This is a genomic window from Flavobacterium endoglycinae (genome assembly GCF_017352115.1).
In the GTDB taxonomy this organism is placed as follows: Bacteria; Bacteroidota; Bacteroidia; order Flavobacteriales; family Flavobacteriaceae; genus Flavobacterium; species Flavobacterium endoglycinae.
On record NZ_CP071448.1, the window covers coordinates 3860699 to 3879200 of the forward strand.

Sequence of the window (18502 nt, forward strand, 5' to 3'; positions counted from 1 at the left end):
AAAATGAAAAACATATATATAACACTTTTGTCGTTTGTAATGTTTGCCGTAACATCGTGCGAAGATTATACAGATGTAACACCAAAAGGAGCTCTAGTAATCGAAACTCCAGAACAATTCCTAGAATTGGTATCACTACCGGGAAGAGGTTATCCTATTACTAACTTTCAGTATTTATCAGATGATCAGTGGATGAAAGAATCAAATGTAATTGGAAGAACATCAAACATCGATATCATTAATTTTACTTTTGATGAAAATACAGATCGAGTTTCTTTAATGACTGGTTCAAGTTTTTACAATCAAGCTTATGCATATATCAACCGATGGAATACAATTATTTCTTTAGTTGATAATAGTAAAGGAGATGAAAATATAAAACGATTAGCAAAAGCAGAAGCTAAAATTTACAGAGCCTACGATCACTTTTTGTTAGTGAATACCTATGCCAAAGCGTACGATGCGCAGACTGCAGCAACAGATGGCGGAATCTGTATCATGGATAAATTTGACCTCGAAGCGCAGCCTTCAAAATCTACAGTAGCACAGGTTTACGATTTTATACAAAAAGATATTGAAGAAGCTTTGCCATATCTTCAGGAAAAACCAGCAGATGTTTACCATCCGTCACTAGCATTTGCTTATGCTTTTAAAGCCAAAGTACATTTGTTCAAACGTGAAATTGCAAGTGCGAAGGAAGCCGCAGAAAAATCATTAAGTTACAGAAATCAAATATTTGATATGGTAGCCTATAATACACAAGGCGGACCAGCATCAGTTTCTGTTCCCGCAGCAGATAATATCGAAGTATTAAGTTATATGTATATGAATGGTTACAATGAACTGAATTTTGGACAATTGTATATCATCAGTCCAGAATTGCGAAATTTATTCGGAACCAATGATGCACGTTTTAATTTATTCTTCAACTCTACCAGTGCAACCAATTTAGATCAAGGATCGAATACAGCGTACTGGGGAATACAATACACCAAGTTTTTTTATCCAACAGTTGGTATGAAAACCACAGAAGTATATTTAATGCTGGCTGAATGTTATGCTAGAGAAAATAAACTTAATGAAGCTGTAGATGTTTTAAATACTTTGAGAGCAAAACGCATTTTGTCAGGAACTGTAAACTTAACGGTGCCAGCGACGAGAAAAGAAACCATGGAACTTGTAGTGAACGAGCGAAGAAAAGAACTGCTTTTTGGTTTTAATCGATTTTTTGATTTAAAAAGATTGAATACAGAAACCGAATATGCAAAAACAATTACAAGAGTATTTCCACTTGTAAACCAAACTGTTCCGCAGAAAACATACACATTACAACCCAATTCCAGATTATACATTATTCCGTTCCCCTTATCGGCACTTACCAAAAATCCAAAACTTACATTAAACACAGACGAAAAAGTTCCGTTTTAATTACAATGAAGAAACTAATTATTTTACTAATCATGCTGTCTGCCGGACAGCATGGTTTTTCTCAAAACTCCGAAAAAAAAGCCGACAGTACCAGCACACTGCCAAAAGGCGTGCAGGCGTATAACAAAGTAATTACTGATAAAGCCAAAAGCAAATCAGGGCTATTTACAGTTAGCCAGGTAGATGCGAAATATTACTTTCAGATTCCAGACAGCTTGTTTAATAGATACCTGCTTGTAGTAACACGTTATCTTTCAACACCCGAAGGATTTGGACGTTTTGGAGGTGAAAAAGCCAATGAGCAGACCGTTTATTTTGAAAAAGGGGTAAATAATACCGTTTATTTACGATCCTTGCAATACAAGCAAGATGTTCGTTCAGCCGATTCGATGCTGGCAAAAGCATTAGCAGGAAGTAATGAAAACCCAATTGTTGCTGCTTTTCCAATCAAAACAACGCATCCAGATACTGGAAATGTGGTGATTGAAGTAACAGATGCTTTTAAAAAAGAAAATCCGGTTTTTTCTATTGGAAGTACCGAAAAAACAGAAAAAAAATTGACCTCTCTTGCTGACGATAAATCTTTTATTGAAAATGCAGATACATATCCAATTAATATCGAAATAAAAACCACGAAAACTTATACAAGTTCTATAGCAAGCAGCGGTACTATAACATTAAGATTAAATACTTCAATAGTTCTGCTTCCAAAAATACCAATGCGTAAACGTTTTTTTGATGAAAGGGTAGGATATTTTGCTAACAAATATGTTTTGTTTGATGATGATGAACAGCGTGCTCAAACCAAATATATTATTCAGCGGTATCGTTTGGAACCCAAAGATAAAGACATTAAAAAATACCTTAATGGCGAATTGGTTGAACCCAAAAAACAAATTGTTTATTATATCGATCCGGCAACACCAAAAAAATGGAGGCCCTATTTAATTGCAGGAATAAATGATTGGCAGAAAGCTTTTGAAGCAGCCGGATTTAAAAACGCAATTGTAGGTAAAGAATGGCCGGAAGATGATAAAACCATGAGTTTAGAAGATGCTAGATATTCTGTTGTACGCTATTATGCTTCTGAAACCCCAAATGCCTACGGACCTCGTGTAAGTGACCCTCGAAGCGGAGAAATTATCGAAAGCCATGTAGGCTGGTATCATAATGTGATGAAATTAGTGCAGAGATGGTATATGATTCAGGCTGGTCCTTTAGATCCAAGAGCCAGAAAAATGCATTTAGATGATGAATTAATGGGACAATTAATCCGTTTTGTTTCCTCACACGAAATTGGACATACTATTGGTCTTCGTCATAATATGGGAGCGAGCAGTGCTACTCCAGTTGAAAAATTAAGAGATAAAAAATGGGTGGAAGCCAATGGGCACACAGTTTCGATAATGGACTATGCTCGTTTTAATTATGTTGCGCAGCCGGAAGATAATATTAGCCCGCAGGGAATTTATCCTAGAATTGGAATGTACGATAAATGGGCAGTGAAGTGGGGATATGGCTATTTTCCAAAGGCAAAAGATGAATTCGAAGAAGAAACTTTATTAACTAAAATGACAACTGACAGTCTAGCCGTTAATCCTAAATTGTGGTTTGGAGGCGAAGGCAAAGATGAAGATCCGCGAAGTCAGACAGAAGATCTTGGAGACGATGCAGTACTTGCCAGCGATTACGGAATTAAAAACCTAAAACGAGTAGTTCCTAATCTAATAGAATGGACATATCAGCCTAACGATGCTTATGATAATTTAGCAGATATGCATAAAGCTGTTGTAAGACAGTATACCACGTATTTATATCACGTATTAAAATATGTCGGAAATAATTATGTTACAAAAAGAACAGTTGATGAAAAGGGAATAGTCTATCAGCCCGTTCCAAAAGCAAAAGTAAAAGCAGCCATAGAGTATATTGGAAGACAATTATTTGTAGCGCCGCTTTGGATGTATCCGCAGGAAATTGACCAGCTTATTGCTTTAAAGAGAGAAGATCAAATATTAGATCAGCAGAATCAAGTTCTCAATATGCTTTTAAGTTCAGGAATACTTTACAATATCAGTTTAAAATCAATGCAGTTCGAGGGCGCTTATACTGTTCCAGAATTTTTAAACGATTTGCAGCAGACAGTCTGGGTAAAATTTAGCGTCAACGAAAAACAAGACTTTTACAGAAGAAGTTTACAGCGCAGTTATATCGAAAAAATGAATTTATTATTACTGCCAAAAGAAACCGAACCAGGAAAAGCATTAAATACCGCACAGCGAAGTGATATAAGATTATATGGAAGACAGCATATTTTAAAACTAAAAGCTGATATCACAAAGTTGATGAGTACCACAACAGGACTCAATAAAGAACATTATGAAAGCATCCTTATAGAAATAGAAAAAATCATTATCAAATTAGACAAACCTACAACATGAAAAAAATATTAATTATTGCATTCATTTTCTTAAGTACTCTGACTTATGCGCAGTTAACATCAAAAGAAGAAGTTGCTCAGGATTTAGTAGCAAAACGAGAAAAAGAGAAAAAAGAAATCACACAAAGTTACTTGAATTTAAAAAACAGTCTTTTAGTTTCAGATAGTCTTGCCGTAGTTAAAAACGCAGAAGCATTGAAAAATTCACTAAAAAATTTCAAATTTAAAAAGCTGAGCCTAGAGCAAATGAGTGAAGCAACAAAAACAAGAAAAGAAATTATAGAATTATCAAGTGCTGTCGCAGCGACCAAAAACATCAATAAACAACGTAAAATTTTCGAATCGCTTTCTGCCAAATATTGGAGCCAAGCAGCAAAATTCAAACCAGCAGATGCTACCCTCCATTTACAGGTTTGTCCAATGACAGGCGCAACGTGGTTAAGTGATTCTAAAGAAATTAAAAATCCTTATTATCCAAAAAATATGCTGACTTGCGGAGAAGTAAAAGCAAGTTTATAAAATCAAAAATTGAATTAGTTCGTATGGATACGGTATTCTGAATAAGGAGCCGTATTTGTCGTTTAGACGCAAACATCAAAATAAATAATTGTGAAATAAAAAAAGCCTGTAAATAAAGAGTTTACAGGCTTTTTTGTGGAGTCGCCGGGAATCGAACCCGGGTCCAAACAAGCAGCTAAAGAGCTTTCTACACGCTTATTTCCTGATTGGATTTTCGTTGTTGAGCTAGGTCAGAAACAACCACCCAACACTTATCTTCTTAAATTTCGAAATCCACCCGAAGCTCATGAATATCTAGGTTTATTTTTACGGTTCCCCTTGACAGAACGCCACAAACCAAGGCTTTCTAGGAGAATCCAGCTTCCCTACCTTGTAGGGACGTGGCTAATCGTACTATAATTCAGATTATGCAGCTAAAGCGTAATTATTTTCGCCGTTTAAAAGTGTGAGATCTTATATTTACGAGCAAGGTCTCAATGCTCGGCGTGCTTACTGTTCAACTCGACTCGCTGTCAAAACCAGTCGACCCCAAAAATAAGTTTGCAAATTTAGACTTTTTGAAATTACTTTCTATTAAAATTTTTTAAAAAAAGTCATAAAGTCCAAAGTCGATAGTCCAAAGTCAGCATTTGCAAATGTTTTTAAGACTTTACGACCTTTAAACTTTCGGCTTTACGTCTATAATTTTACTCTTCGTCCTTGAAATTAAAAGGATAATCTCCAAAAATAGGAGCTAGTTTACGAACAGCATACGTGTTTCTCGTCATTTTATTTGACAACGCTATTATCGTAACATTTTCCTTCATTAAAGTAATGTATGATGAGGTATTGCCATGCCACCAGCCATTGTGGAAATAGTAATTTTGTCCAGTTTCCCAATTAATCATTCGAATTCCTAAACCATAATTCTTAGTTCCTTTACGCTCGTTGCTGTAACCTGTATAAACTTGTTTTAATAACTCAGGTTTTAAAAAATCTGGCGATTGTCTAGCCCTGTCAAATTTTAAAAGATCTCTTGCTGTCGAAAAAACGTTTTTATCTCCGTAAACATTATCCAGATAATCAAACCCAATTTCTACGCCATTACCTTTATAAGAAGGAACAATTTTCTTTCTGTCTTTATCATCATCAAAAACATAGGTGTGTGTCATTCCCAATGGTTTGAAAATCATTTCAGACATAGCTTCTTTATAACTTAGACCTGTAATTTTTTCAATAATAAGTGCTAACATCGCATAATTGGTATTGCAATAGCTGAAACGAGTCCCGGTTTTAGATTCCAGACCAATATCTTTGGTAGCCAGAATTTCTAAAATATCTTTATTGGTTAATTGATTATGTCTGTCCCAAACCGATTTATCATGATCTGTAAAGTAAGCATAATTACGCATTCCAGTACGGTGACTTAAAAGCATTCTAATCGTGCAGTCTTCGTACGGAAACGTTTTTAAAATCGTATTTACTTTTTGATCTAGATCAATTTTACCAGCATTTACCAATTTCAAAACTGCTGTAGCCGTTAAAACCTTGCTTACAGAAGCAATCTGTACAGGTGTTTCAGGTGTTATTTTAGTACCTTCATTTTTATTCGCAAAGCCATTATAACGTTCAAAAATAATTTGTCCGTTTCGAGCGACTAAAAAACTGCCATTCATTGTATTGTTTGGCCAGTTTTTATTATAAAAGTGATTTATTCTGCCAGCTACCGAATTTTTATAGGCCTGTGAAATTTTCTTTTCAGGACCTAATGGTTTCATTTTAGGTAAAGTATCTTCGACTGTTGGAGTATTGACTGTATCTGTTTTTTTGTCTTTGCCACATGAACTTAAAACTAGTATAGAAAAAAGTATTTGTGGTATATTTGTTTTTTTAAGGAAAATCATTTGCATCGTTCTTTAAAAACAAATATATCGAATTCAATTTTGTTGTTTTCTCAATTTTTAGGCTTTAAAATGTGTTTTTTAACATAGTTTTAACGAGTACTTTTTTTAGTGCTTTGTTTTTCAGCTTGTAACGGTTTCGAAACATTCTAAATTACATTTTTAAAACAAAATTTTAACTATATTTGTTATATTTGAAACAAATAACCTGTAAAAAGTTATATTTATTAAACTAGCAAAAACCTATTTAAATGAAGTTTGGAATTATAAAAGAAAGAAAAAATCCGCCTGACAGAAGAGTTGTTTTTTCTCCTAATGAACTGACAAAATTAAAACAAACCTACCATGATGCTTCTGTAAAAGTAGAAAGTTCAGATATCAGAATATTTTCTGATGAAGAATATAAAAACATGGGAATAACCGTTTCTGATGATGTTTCAGACTGTGATGTTTTATTTGGGGTCAAAGAAGTTCCTGTTGAGAATTTAATTCCAAATAAATCCTATTTCTTTTTTTCGCATACGATTAAAAAACAACCTCATAACCGAAAATTGCTTCAGGCAGTTTTAGAAAAGAATATCGATCTGTACGATCATGAAACCATTGTTGATGCGCACGATCATCGTTTGATTGGCTTTGGAAAATATGCAGGAATGGTTGGAGTTTATAACGGAATTCGTGCTTTCGGAATTAAATTCGAATTGTTTAAACTTCCAAAAGCAGAAACTCTTTCGGGAAAAGAAGCTTTGATCATGCATTTAAAACGCATAACAATGCCTGCTTTAAAATTTGTAGTTACTGGAACCGGAAAGGTTGGAAGCGGGGCAAAAGAGATTTTGGATGCCATAAAAGTAAAAGAAATCACAGTAGATAATTATCTGACGAAAAAATACGCACAAGCAGTTTATGTACAGCTTGATGTTTTAGAATACAACAAAAGAAAAGACGGACAGGTTCTGGATTTTAAGGATTTTGTAAATCATCCTGAAGAATATGAATCTGATTTTGAAAGATTCACAAAAGTATCTGACATCTATTTTGCAGGACATTTTTATGCGAACAACGCACCTATGATTTTAACTAAGGAAATGTTGAATGCAAAAGATTGTAAATTAAAAGTGGTAGCCGATATTTCTTGCGATGTAAACGGTCCAATTGCGTGTACAGTGAGATCTTCTACAATTGCTGAACCTTTGTATGGTTATTTCCCTTTAGAAGATAAAGAAGTTGATTTTTTCCATCCAGCGGCAGTTGCAGTAATGGCAGTAGATAATCTGCCGTGCGAAATCCCAAAAGATGCAAGTGAAGGTTTTGGTGAACAATTCATGGAACACGTAATTCCAGCTTTCTTCAACGGTGATAAAGACGGAATTCTAAAACGAGCCAAAATCACTGAAAACGGAAAACTGACCGAAAGATTTAGTTATCTACAGGATTACGTTGATAATGGAGAATTGTAAATGGTTAATTATAAATTGAAAAAAGAGCTTTCTAAATTTAGAAAGCTCTTTTTATTTGAATGTGATGAAAATTAATAATTCATCATTAACAATTTACAATTAAACTAGACCATATCCTCAGGTTTCACCCAAGCATCAAAATCCTCAGGAGTAACATAGCCTAAACGGACAGCTTCTTCTTTAAGAGTAGTACCGTTTTTGTGAGCGGTTTGGGCGATTTCGGCAGCTTTGTAATATCCAATTTTAGTGTTTAAAGAGGTTACCAGCATTAGAGAATTGTCTACTAATTCTTTGATTCTTTTATGATTTGGTTCAATTCCTTGAGCACAATGCTCGTCAAATGAAACGCAGGCATCTCCTAATAATCTTGCCGATTGTAAAAAGTTAGCTGCCATAACTGGTTTAAAAACATTTAGTTCGTAATGTCCCTGCATTCCACCAACAGCAATTGCCATATCATTTCCAATAACTTGAGCACAAACCATTGTTAAAGCTTCGCATTGAGTTGGATTTACTTTTCCTGGCATAATTGAAGATCCTGGTTCATTTTCTGGAATGTGAATTTCTCCAATTCCAGAGCGAGGACCTGAGGCTAACATTCTAATATCGTTGGCAATTTTATTTAAAGAAACGGCCAGCTGTTTTAATGCGCTGTGAGTTTCTACAATGGCATCGTGAGCTGCAAGTGCTTCAAATTTATTCTCAGCAGTTATAAAAGGATGATTCGTAAACTTTGCTATATATTCTGCTACTTTTACATCGTATCCTTTTGGAGTGTTTAATCCAGTTCCCACTGCGGTTCCGCCTAAGGCGATTTCAGATAAATGCGCTAAAGTATTTTTCAAAGCTTTTAATCCGAATGCCAATTGTGCTGCATAACCTGAAATTTCTTGTCCGAGTGTTAAAGGTGTCGCATCCATTAAATGTGTGCGTCCAATTTTTACAACATCCTTAAATTCAGTTGCTTTTTTAACTAGAGTAGCATGTAGTTTTTCAATTCCCGGAATTGTAGTTTCTACCACCATTTTGTAAGCAGCAATGTGCATTCCGGTAGGGAAGGTGTCGTTTGAAGATTGTGATTTGTTAACGTCATCATTGGCTTTTATAAACTGTTCGCCTTCGCCAATTTTAAAACCTTTTAAAACTTGGGCGCGGTTGGCAATTACTTCATTAACATTCATATTGCTCTGTGTTCCAGAACCAGTCTGCCAAATTACTAACGGAAACTGATCGTTTAATTTCCCTTCTAAAATTTCATCGCATACTGCCGCAATAGCGTCTCTTTTTTCGATTGGTAAAACACCTAAATCGTAGTTTGCATAAGCAGCGGCTTTTTTGAGATAAGCGAAACCTTCTATGATTTCTGCTGGCATCGAACCTGAATTGCCTATTTTAAAATTGTTTCTTGAACGTTCTGTCTGCGCACCCCAATATTTATCAGCAGGCACTTTTACTTCGCCCATGGTGTCTTTCTCTATTCTGTATTCCATTATATTGTTTGTAAAATGTTATTTGTAAAATGTGAAATTTTTGAATTTTTATTTGAAATTTGTTTTGAAAATGAATGCCTTAGCCCTGATGGGAGCGGCATCCTTTTTGTTCTGCCGCGGCGGAACAAAAAGATACAGCGGACAGCAGGTTTCAGCTCTTGAAAAATATACAGCTCTTTTGCATCCCTTTATTTATGTGGACTTGATGCTTGAAAAAAGCCTTATTTAAAATGAGTATAAATATACGCATAAATGTTATTTAACGAAAATTGATTTGGATTTTATTGGCGAGAAAAAAATATATACGCTACATTTGTCGTAACATTCAAAAATTCCGGAAAACATGTTTGAATTTTCACAGTACTTAGGCTTTTTACTTTTCTTAACCATACTAACTATAGGGTTTTGGTTAATGTTTTTCTTAGTTGGTTTCGTATCTTACTGGGTTACGGGTGCTAGCTGGGAAATGATCAAAGAAAAAAGAGCTAAAAAAAGACAAGAAGAACAATCTATTTAATTTTAGATTGATGTCATAAGAAAAGGACCCGTTTTTACGAGTCCTTTTTTTTGTGCCCAAAAAAAACGAAATTCCAATATTGAAATTCCAAATTCCAATCCCGAAGTTTCGGGATAAATTTGAATAAAAAAATCCAAATTCCAATTTAAAAATTGGAATTTGGATTTTTTTTTTTGGAATTTCCCAAAGGGTTGGAGTTTAAAAAATATTATCCAGGAAATTCTCCGCCGCCATCTCCGCCGCCTTCATTTCTAGGCTGTGCGTTTTTATCTCTTTCACCTTTTGGTTTGTTAAAACGATACGTGAATGATAAATTGAATTGACGTTTACGGAACTGCATTTCACTGTACGATTTTTGGCTTTCGCCCGTAACATCATTTTGAAGGTACGTATACGATCTCATGATTCTTGAGTTGAAAATATCGCTGATATTGAAAGCTATTGTTGCTTTGTCTTTCATAACATCTTTACTTAAAGCCGTATTCATTGAAAACTGGTCTAGGTTTTTCCCTTGAGCAGTTTTTTGTGATCCGTTGTAAGTTCCGTTTAACTGCCAGTCAATTTTGTATGGCAATGTAACTTTTGAATTGATTCTGGCAAACCAAGTGTTGGCTTGATTGTCAAGATTTTGAACTACAGTAGCTCCATTTGTATCTATATAAGTATTCTCTCCGGTCGTTTTTACATTATAAAGGTTGAAATTACTATTTAATCTCCACCATTTATACGGAGTATAGTTGAATGTAAACTCGAAACCATATTTTTGCTCTTTTCCTAAGTTAATCGGACGACTTAAAATAACTGGAATTCCGTCTACAGTATCTCCATTTGGAGTTCTAACAAAGCTGAAAACATCTTTTGTGTTTTCGAAATAAGCAGAAGTGCTAAAAGTTACTTTTTCCCATCTTTTAATATATCCTACATCATATTTATCAGTTAATGAAGGGTCTAAATCTGGATTTCCTTGAAAAATATTAATATTACTAGAATAGTTAAGTGCCGGATTCATGAAACGCCCTCTTGGTCTTGTCAAACGTTTGCTATAGCTGGCAGTAAAATTACTTTGATCTGAAATTTCATAGCTTACAAAAGCACTTGGGAACAGATTGTTGTATTTCTTGGTGTTAAATTCACTATTGTCTAATAGGTTTACGTGAATGTCTGTGTCTTCCCAGCGTAAACCAAATAAATAAGAGAATTTATTTACTTTCAAACCATATTGTGCGTAAAGCGCATTGATGTTTTCTTTGTATTGTAAAGTGTTTGATTTTTTTGGATCTTTTACATAATTTTCGTCTGTTACGTAATACTCGTTTTCTAAATCTCCAAAACTTCCTTTATAACCTGCTTCAAATTGGCTTCCTTTTCCCAGTGGTAAAACATAGTCAGTTTGAAATAAGACTTGTTTTTGTACTTGATCGTTTAGCGTTGTGTTAAAACTTGGTGAAGCCGTAATGATACTGTTGCTGTCGTCTGTATTTCTTGAAATCGATAAATCGGCAGTAAGTTTATGACCTTTATCGTTGAAGTTTTTGATTAAGTTTGAAGTAAATTCTACGTTTTCGCTTCCAGTATCAGCATTGTTAAAACGAGAAGTTGCTCCTGTGAAAGCATGCGCAGCATCAAAATTATTGTAGTTGATTAAATCTTTATCTTCTCCTGTATTTTTTTGATAATTAATAGCGTTTGTCCAAAATGTAGTAGGAGTAATTGACCATTCAACTCCACCTCTTGCATTAAAACCATTTCTAATTCTTTTTGTATCACGGTCTTCATCTAAATACCCTTTAGGAGAACCGTCAGCATTATAATAAGATGTATTAGTCAAACCTCCACCTTCATTAGTTCTGTAGTTGTAGCCTGCAGTAGTAAAGTAGTTTAATTTTTCGGTTTTGTAATTTACGTTAGCACTTAACCCATACGTTTCAGGAAGCCCTGTTGAAGCTATCAAAGTACCGTTGAAACCTTGATTTTTACCTTTTTTAAGAATTATATTGATGATTCCTGATCCACCTTCTGCATCATATCGTGCAGATGGATTTGTAATAACTTCTACTTTATCGATAGCATCAGCTGGAAGCTGACGTAAAGCTTCGGCAATGTTAATCGCTTGAGAAGGTCTTCCATCAATTAAAATACGAATATTGTCGCTTCCTCTTAAACTTACGTTTCCTTCAGAATCGACAGAAACAGAAGGAACGTTGTCTAAAACGTCACTTACAGTTCCACCTTTTACCATCATATCCTGACCAACATTGTAAACTTTTTTGTCAAGCTTAATTTCAACTGTTGATTTATCGGCACGAACGACAACTTCACTTAATTGTGCAGCATCTTCAGATAAGTTAACAACGCCAAGATTGGTGTCGTCTTGAATATTCTTTTGTTTGAATTCTGTTGATTTAAACGAAATGAATTCAACTTTTATATCGTAAGTTCCTGGTGCAACGGCAACTTCAAATTCACCTTTTGGATTGGTAATACCACCTGCAATAACTTTCGTGTCATTTGGTGCCATAATTGAAATTGTAGCATATTCAAGTGGTTGTTTGCTAACTTTTTCGAATACTTTTCCAGTAACCTTAACTTTGTTTCTTGCGGGTGGTCCTTGCTGTGCATAATTGCAAAAACTCGTGAGAATAAGCACAAGTAATACAGCGAAATTGATTTTTTTCATTTTTTTCTGGTTTCTCTTTTCTTCTTAGACGGCAAATTTACCTTTTGGTTTAAAGAGAAAGATCACAAAAAAATGTTAACAATCTATTTTAGAATCAGTCTAAAAAAGAAGCTACTTTGTCTAAATCTCTTCCAATAATGGCTTTTCCGTCTTTTACTACAATTGGTCTTTCAATTAAAATTGGATTATCAACCATAGCCTGAATGGTTTGTTCGTCAGTGAGATTTTTGTTTTTGTAGTTTTCAATCCAGATTTTTTCTTTGGTTCTCACTAATTGATTGGGATTTAAATCCAGTTTTTTTAAAAGTTCTTTCAGCTCGTCAAACGTTGGAGTGTCAGTTAAATAAGAGATTATTTCATACTCTTGTTTGTTCTCATCTAGAAATGCAAGACAGTTTCTGGATTTTCCGCAGCGTGGATTATGGTAAATTTGTATCATTTTGTTATATTTAAGGTGTGATAAAATAGATTTATCAAAAAAGCTGTTGTATTAATAGCAAAAATAGGATTTAGTATTTAAATCGGATTCTCATTTAAATAATTTTAAAAAGATATGTTTTTAGAGCAAGGAATTAAACCTGAAAATCATTTTTGGAAATATCTAATTGGTTCAGTTTTTATCATAACAGCTTCGTTTATAGGTCAGATTCCTTTTTCGGTTGCGGTTTTGTATAAAAGTTTTGTTGAAAAAACGGGTTTTCCAACAGATAACGATGCTGCATTAAAAGTATTTGAGCCTAATCTTACATTGTTTTTGGTGATGATTTCGTTTGCTTTTGCTTTTGCGGGAATTTATTTTGTTGTGAAATATGTACACCGTCAAACGCTTTTGTCAATAACCACAACAAGAAAAAAAATCGATTGGAACCGAATCTTTTTTTCGTTCTTTTTATGGTCTTTGTTTTCTGTAGTGAGCTTTTTTATAATGTATTCGCAAGCTCCAAAAGAATATATATGGAATTTTAAATTAGTCCCTTTCCTGATTTTGGTGGTTATAGGAACTATTTTAATTCCCATTCAAACCAGTACCGAAGAATATGTGTTTAGAGGATATCTCATGCAGGGTTTTGCTAATCTGGCTCGAAACAGATGGTTTCCATTGATGATGACTTCGTTGATATTTGGTACTATGCATATTCTAAACCCCGAAGTTACCAAAATGGGATATGTAATTATGGTATACTATATTGGAACAGGATTGTTTTTAGGAGTAATTACACTTATGGATGAAGGAATGGAACTGGCTTTGGGTTTTCATGCCTCTAATAATCTGGTTGGAGCATTATTAGTAACCTCAGATTGGTCGGTTTTTCAAACGCATTCTATATTTAAAGATATGTCTGAGCCATCGGCAGGTGCAGATGTTATTCTTCCGGTGATAATTGTATATCCTTTACTGCTTTTTATTTTTAGTAAAAAATACAATTGGTCCAATTGGAAAGAGAAGTTAACTGGAGAAATTAAAGAAACTGATATTGAAGCAAAAGAATTTTTAAATTCAAATTAATACTATTATGCCAAACTTAACTCATAAAAATGTTCATAATTACTTTAAACTAAATGGCTATCATCTCAACGCAGCTGATTTATGCCGAATAGGATATAGTTATATTAAAGAAGGTGATGCTTTCGAACGTGCTATTGGAGAATTTTTTCTCGACTGGTTTGATAAAAAAGATTATGTCGAAATGACTACTTCTGGTACTACGGGACTTCCTAAATTAGTCAGACTTGAAAAGCAAGCTATGATTCAATCTGCGCTCGCGACAGGAGATTTTTTCGGATTAGAGCCTGGAAATCGTGCTTTACTTTGCCTGCCAACACAATTTATTGCAGGAAAAATGATGCTGGTACGAAGTCTGATTTTAGGATTAGAATTAGATGTAGTTTCGCCAAGTACAGAACCGCTGGCTTACAATAACAAACACTATGATTTTGCTGCTATGGTGCCACTGCAGGTTCAGAATTCTATAGAGAAACTCGGAAATATCAAAAAACTGATTATTGGCGGGGCTAAATTGGACAGTTCATTAGAAGAAAAATTACTGCCCTTAAAAAGGGAAATTTATGAGACGTATGGAATGACCGAAACCATAACTCATATTGCCGCCAAAAGAGTAGGAGAGAAAGCATTTTCGATTCTGCCAAATGTAAAAATAGAAAAAGATGAGCGTGGCTGTCTGGTTATTTATGTTGCGTCAATTTCTGATGAACCAATTGTTACCAATGATCTTGTTGATTTGGTAAATGAGAATCAATTTGTCTTTTTAGGAAGAATTGATAATATCATTAATAGCGGTGGAGTAAAACTGATTCCAGAACAAATCGAAGCTAAGCTGATTGATAAAATTCCAAATCGATTTTTTGTAACGGGTGTTCCTGATACTACTTTAGGAGAAAAACTTATTTTGGTTATTGAGGGAGAGAAATATGAGTTTTCTCCAGATTTTTTTGATGTTTTAGGAAAGTTCGAAAAACCAAAAGAAATTGTTTTTGTTCCGAAATTCAAAGAAAACGAAAACGGAAAATTGCTACGTAAATCTAGCTGGAAAGCTTAAAAATAATTGAAAATTAAAAATTAAAAATCCCAAATTCCAATAACTCAGATTGGAATTTGGGATTTTAAATATTGGTTTTTTAAATATAAAAATATTTTATTTTTTACGTTCCATTAATGCCATATAAAATCCGTCAAAACCAGATTCTGAAGCTAGCATTTTACGGTCTTCTATAAAAGTAAATTGCTGTCCGATTTCTGTTTTTAAGAATTTCTCAACTTGCTCTTGATTTTCAGAAGGTAAAACCGAACAAGTAGCATATACAAGTTTTCCGCCTGGTTTTACAATTTTAGAATAGCTTTCTAAAACTTCACTCTGAACTTTACGGATATTGTCGATAAATTCAGGTTGTAATTTCCATTTAGAATCAGGATTTCTTTTTAAAACTCCTAATCCGCTGCAAGGTGCATCAATTAAAACACGATCAGCTTTTTCGTGTAATTTTTTGATCACTTTTGTACTGTCGATAATACGGTATTCAATATTAAAAGCGCCATTTCTTTTTGCTCTTAACTTTAACTGCTTTAGTTTGCTTTCGTACAGATCCATTGCAATTAATTGTCCTTTATTGTTCATTAAGGAAGCCATATGCAATGTTTTTCCACCTGCTCCTGCACAAGTATCAACAACGCGCATTCCCGGCTGAACATCCAAGAAATTTGCTACTAACTGTGAATTGGCATCTTGCACTTCAAATAAACCTTGTTTAAAAGCATCTGTAAGGAAAACATTTGCTCTTTCTTTTAATACCAAAGCATCAGGTTGATCTTTTAAATATTCAGTTTCAATATTTAAATCCATCAACGTATTTCGTAGACTTTCTTTAGTTCCTTTAAGCGTATTAGTTCTTAAAATTACTTTTGCAGGCTGGTTTTGTGCTGCAATTTCTTTAGCCCAAACTTTTTCTCCAAGTTCTTTTACGCCCAATTCGTCCATCCAGTCTGGAATAGATTCTTTGATCGCTCTTGTTTTTGAAAGTTCATCAAAACGACCTTTTATTTTTCTTTCAGGAGTTCCTTCTAATTGTCTCCAATCTGGAATTGGATATCCTCTTAAAACAGCCCAAACGGCAAACATTCTCCATAGGTTATCTCTGTCGTAAGGTTCTTTAACTTCGGCAATTTCTGCGTACAGACGTTTCCAGCGTACAATTTCATATATCGTTTCGGCAACAAACTTCCTGTCGGAACTTCCCCAACGTTTGTCTTTCTTTAAGGCTCTGGCTACCACTTTGTCGGCGTATTCTCCTTCATTGAAAATAGCATTCAAAGAATCAATGGTAGTATAAACTAAATTTCTGTGTAATCTCATTTCTAATATTTGAGCTGCAAAGGTACTATTAATTGATTGAAAGTTAAATTTTTAATTTGAGTTGTTGATTCAGCTTTCTTTTTTAAAAGAAAAACACTCTGATAAAAGTTTAAAAGAGTGTTTTTCTGAAATAGTTTTCTGCAAGCAGTTTTTATTTTGTTATTCTCGTTAATCCGATATTTTCTGGAGCGTGAAGCACCATTGGGAATTTTTCTATTTTTACAGAACTACTGTCTAAACCAAAGGCTCTTTCTTCAGATAAACTTAGTTTTTTAATGAAGAAATACGAGTTCATAATAATATTTTCATGCCATCTTAAATCATTGTCATTTGATAAGAATTTCTCAGACAATACAAATTTAAAGTCACCAATAATATTGTTTTTGTTTAATGATTCGTAACGGCTGGTAATATCCACTTCGCCGCGTTTCACCATGTCACGAATTACTTCTCTAAACATTAAATTAATTTTGGTTGGCTCTCTAAAACCTAAGTTAAAGTCGATTCTGTAAATATCGTCTTTAGCAATTTCTGTAACTTTATATTGTGTTTTATAAGGTTCAGTTAGAATGTTTACGTGTACAAACCAATAAATGTCAGCTCTTTTTGGACGTTTTTGTAAAATCGAATAAATTACTTTTTCCTCCAATTCATCCACACGATTAGCATTGGTCATATATACCAAATGTGTTGCATATTTCGGGATTGATAAATCTTGGCTTAACTCCATAAGTACTTTTTTGTAATCATCAATTTTGACCACTTTCGTGTAGTTTTTGTTGATTTTCTTAGCCAAATACCAAATGGTCATTATCGAAATCAATAGAATTGCAATAATAAGGGTTACATAACCTCCTTCTGCAAATTTGGTAATATTAGCAATCAAGAAACTAAATTCAATTAAAAGATAAATAGTAATAAGCGGTACCATGAAATACAATTTTACACGCTTCATGATTAGATAATAATTCAAAAGAATCGTTGTCATAATCATACACAGTATAATGGCAAGACCATAAGCATGCTCCATATTTCCTGATTTTTTGAAGTGAAGTACGATTCCCACACAACCAAAAAACAATAACCAGTTAATAGAAGGAATGTATAATTGTCCTTTTACTTCGGTAGGATATTTGATTTTTACTTTTGGCCAGAAATTCAAGCGCATTGCTTCGTTGATTAATGTAAACGATCCGCTGATAAGTGCTTGAGAAGCAATTACGGCCGCTAAAGTTGCTACTACAATCCCAAATGGTAAAAACCAATGTGGCATAATCAGGTAAAAAGGATTTCCGTTTTCACCTCCTAATTGCTGTAAAGTGCTTCCTTGATGGTGTGTTAAATAAGCAGCTTGTCCAAAATAGTTTAATACTAAAGTCCCTTTTACAAAAATCCAGCTCATTCGGATGTTTTTTCTACCACAGTGTCCCATATCTGAATACAATGCTTCTGCTCCGGTAGTACATAAAAAGACAAAACCAAGAACGAAGAATCCATCAGGATGAATGGACAATAAGTGATATGCGTAATACGGATTTATTGCTTTAATTACTTCTGGATAGTGTAAAATCTGAATTAATCCTAATGTTCCCAGCATAGCAAACCAGATAAGCATCATTGGGGCAAAGAATTTTCCCACCAGCTTAGTTCCGAATTGTTGTATGGTAAAAAGGATGAAAAGAATGGTAATTACAATACCAATAATGGTTTCAGTTTCCATTGTTGGATAAAATGCCCTAATTCCTTCTACAGCAGATGAAATTGAGATGGGCGGCGTAATGATACCGTCTGCGAGTAATGCACTTCCTCCAATAATGGCGGGAACAATAAGCCACTGAATTTTAGTTTTCTTGACCAGGGCATATAGGGCAAAAATACCTCCTTCACCATGGTTGTCAGCGCTTAAAGTTATAAGAACATATTTTATTGTAGTTTGTAATGTCAAGGTCCAGAAAACACAAGAAATACCTCCTAATACAATATCGGCATCGATGGTATGGCTGCCAAGTATGGCTTTCATTACATATAGCGGAGAAGTACCAATATCTCCATAAATTATCCCTAATGTTATCAATAAACCCCCAATAGACAACTTACTATGTAAGTTTTTATGCGATGCGCTCATGTATATTTTTAATAAAAGACGGATGCAAATTTACTGTTTTAAAACAAATTAGCGACAATAATAATTAAAAAGATAAAAAAAAGCACAATCCCCAAAT

At 34.1% G+C, this 18502-nt stretch carries 14 protein-coding genes and 1 other RNA gene; 8 read left to right on the forward strand and 7 right to left on the reverse strand.

Features of this window, described 5'->3' with window-relative positions; all coding sequences use genetic code 11:
- The first annotated feature begins 3 nt into the window (after window positions 1–3).
- From J0383_RS17195 to J0383_RS17205, 3 genes are read left to right on the forward strand one after another with little or no spacing between them, the layout of a single operon-like run.
- Window positions 4–1428, forward strand: a complete 1425-nt coding sequence (locus J0383_RS17195; RefSeq protein ID WP_207295206.1) for a RagB/SusD family nutrient uptake outer membrane protein — start codon at window positions 4–6, stop codon at window positions 1426–1428.
- Between the two features lie 5 nt (window positions 1429–1433).
- Window positions 1434–3869, forward strand: a complete 2436-nt coding sequence (locus J0383_RS17200; protein ID WP_207295207.1) for a zinc-dependent metalloprotease — start codon at window positions 1434–1436, stop codon at window positions 3867–3869.
- A complete protein-coding gene (locus tag J0383_RS17205; protein WP_207295208.1) occupies window positions 3866–4387 on the forward strand; it encodes a DUF3347 domain-containing protein in 522 nt (173 codons plus the stop codon). The genes J0383_RS17200 and J0383_RS17205 overlap by 4 nt, the downstream gene beginning before the upstream one ends.
- A gap of 133 nt (window positions 4388–4520) precedes the next feature.
- On the opposite strand, the gene ssrA is transcribed toward J0383_RS17205, so the two are convergent.
- Together ssrA and J0383_RS17215 are read right to left on the reverse strand one after the other, a co-directional pair.
- Window positions 4521–4917: a transfer-messenger RNA gene (gene ssrA / locus J0383_RS17210) on the reverse strand.
- A gap of 156 nt (window positions 4918–5073) precedes the next feature.
- Complete coding sequence (locus J0383_RS17215; protein ID WP_207295209.1) at window positions 5074–6276, reverse strand: serine hydrolase domain-containing protein; 1203 nt, start codon at window positions 6274–6276, stop codon at window positions 5074–5076.
- Window positions 6277–6518: 242 nt separating this feature from the next.
- Between J0383_RS17215 and J0383_RS17220 the strand changes: the two genes are divergently transcribed.
- Window positions 6519–7727, forward strand: a complete 1209-nt coding sequence (locus J0383_RS17220; RefSeq protein ID WP_207295210.1) for an NAD(P)-dependent oxidoreductase — start codon at window positions 6519–6521, stop codon at window positions 7725–7727.
- Between the two features lie 104 nt (window positions 7728–7831).
- Here J0383_RS17220 and fumC read toward each other — a convergent pair whose 3' ends face one another.
- The gene (gene fumC, locus J0383_RS17225) at window positions 7832–9217 is read right to left on the reverse strand and encodes a class II fumarate hydratase (RefSeq protein ID WP_207295211.1); all 1386 of its coding nucleotides are present in this window, start codon (window positions 9215–9217) and stop codon (window positions 7832–7834) included.
- A gap of 70 nt (window positions 9218–9287) precedes the next feature.
- Between fumC and J0383_RS17230 the strand changes: the two genes are divergently transcribed.
- Both J0383_RS17230 and J0383_RS17235 read left to right on the forward strand, forming a co-directional pair.
- Window positions 9288–9446, forward strand: a complete 159-nt coding sequence (locus J0383_RS17230; protein WP_207295212.1) for a hypothetical protein — start codon at window positions 9288–9290, stop codon at window positions 9444–9446.
- 114 nt (window positions 9447–9560) lie between these two features.
- Complete coding sequence (locus J0383_RS17235) at window positions 9561–9734, forward strand: hypothetical protein (RefSeq protein WP_044048118.1); 174 nt, start codon at window positions 9561–9563, stop codon at window positions 9732–9734.
- A gap of 208 nt (window positions 9735–9942) precedes the next feature.
- Here the strand turns inward: J0383_RS17235 and J0383_RS17240 are convergent, their stop codons facing one another.
- Window positions 9943–12411, reverse strand: coding sequence for an outer membrane beta-barrel family protein (locus tag J0383_RS17240; RefSeq protein WP_207295213.1), 2469 nt, complete (start codon window positions 12409–12411; stop codon window positions 9943–9945).
- 94 nt (window positions 12412–12505) lie between these two features.
- The gene (gene arsC / locus J0383_RS17245) at window positions 12506–12850 is read right to left on the reverse strand and encodes an arsenate reductase (glutaredoxin) (RefSeq protein ID WP_207295214.1); all 345 of its coding nucleotides are present in this window, start codon (window positions 12848–12850) and stop codon (window positions 12506–12508) included.
- 114 nt (window positions 12851–12964) lie between these two features.
- Here arsC and J0383_RS17250 point away from each other — a divergent pair, with 114 nt between their 5' ends.
- Window positions 12965–13918, forward strand: a complete 954-nt coding sequence (locus tag J0383_RS17250; RefSeq protein WP_207295215.1) for a CPBP family intramembrane glutamic endopeptidase — start codon at window positions 12965–12967, stop codon at window positions 13916–13918.
- A gap of 7 nt (window positions 13919–13925) precedes the next feature.
- A complete protein-coding gene (locus tag J0383_RS17255) occupies window positions 13926–14969 on the forward strand; it encodes an AMP-binding protein (protein WP_207295216.1) in 1044 nt (347 codons plus the stop codon).
- Between the two features lie 96 nt (window positions 14970–15065).
- Here the strand turns inward: J0383_RS17255 and J0383_RS17260 are convergent, their stop codons facing one another.
- Together J0383_RS17260 and J0383_RS17265 are read right to left on the reverse strand one after the other, a co-directional pair.
- A complete protein-coding gene (locus J0383_RS17260) occupies window positions 15066–16280 on the reverse strand; it encodes an RsmB/NOP family class I SAM-dependent RNA methyltransferase (RefSeq protein ID WP_207295217.1) in 1215 nt (404 codons plus the stop codon).
- Window positions 16281–16431: 151 nt separating this feature from the next.
- Entirely contained in the window at window positions 16432–18405 is a 1974-nt protein-coding gene (locus J0383_RS17265; RefSeq protein WP_207295218.1) for a KUP/HAK/KT family potassium transporter, read from the reverse strand.
- Window positions 18406–18502: the final 97 nt, after the last annotated feature.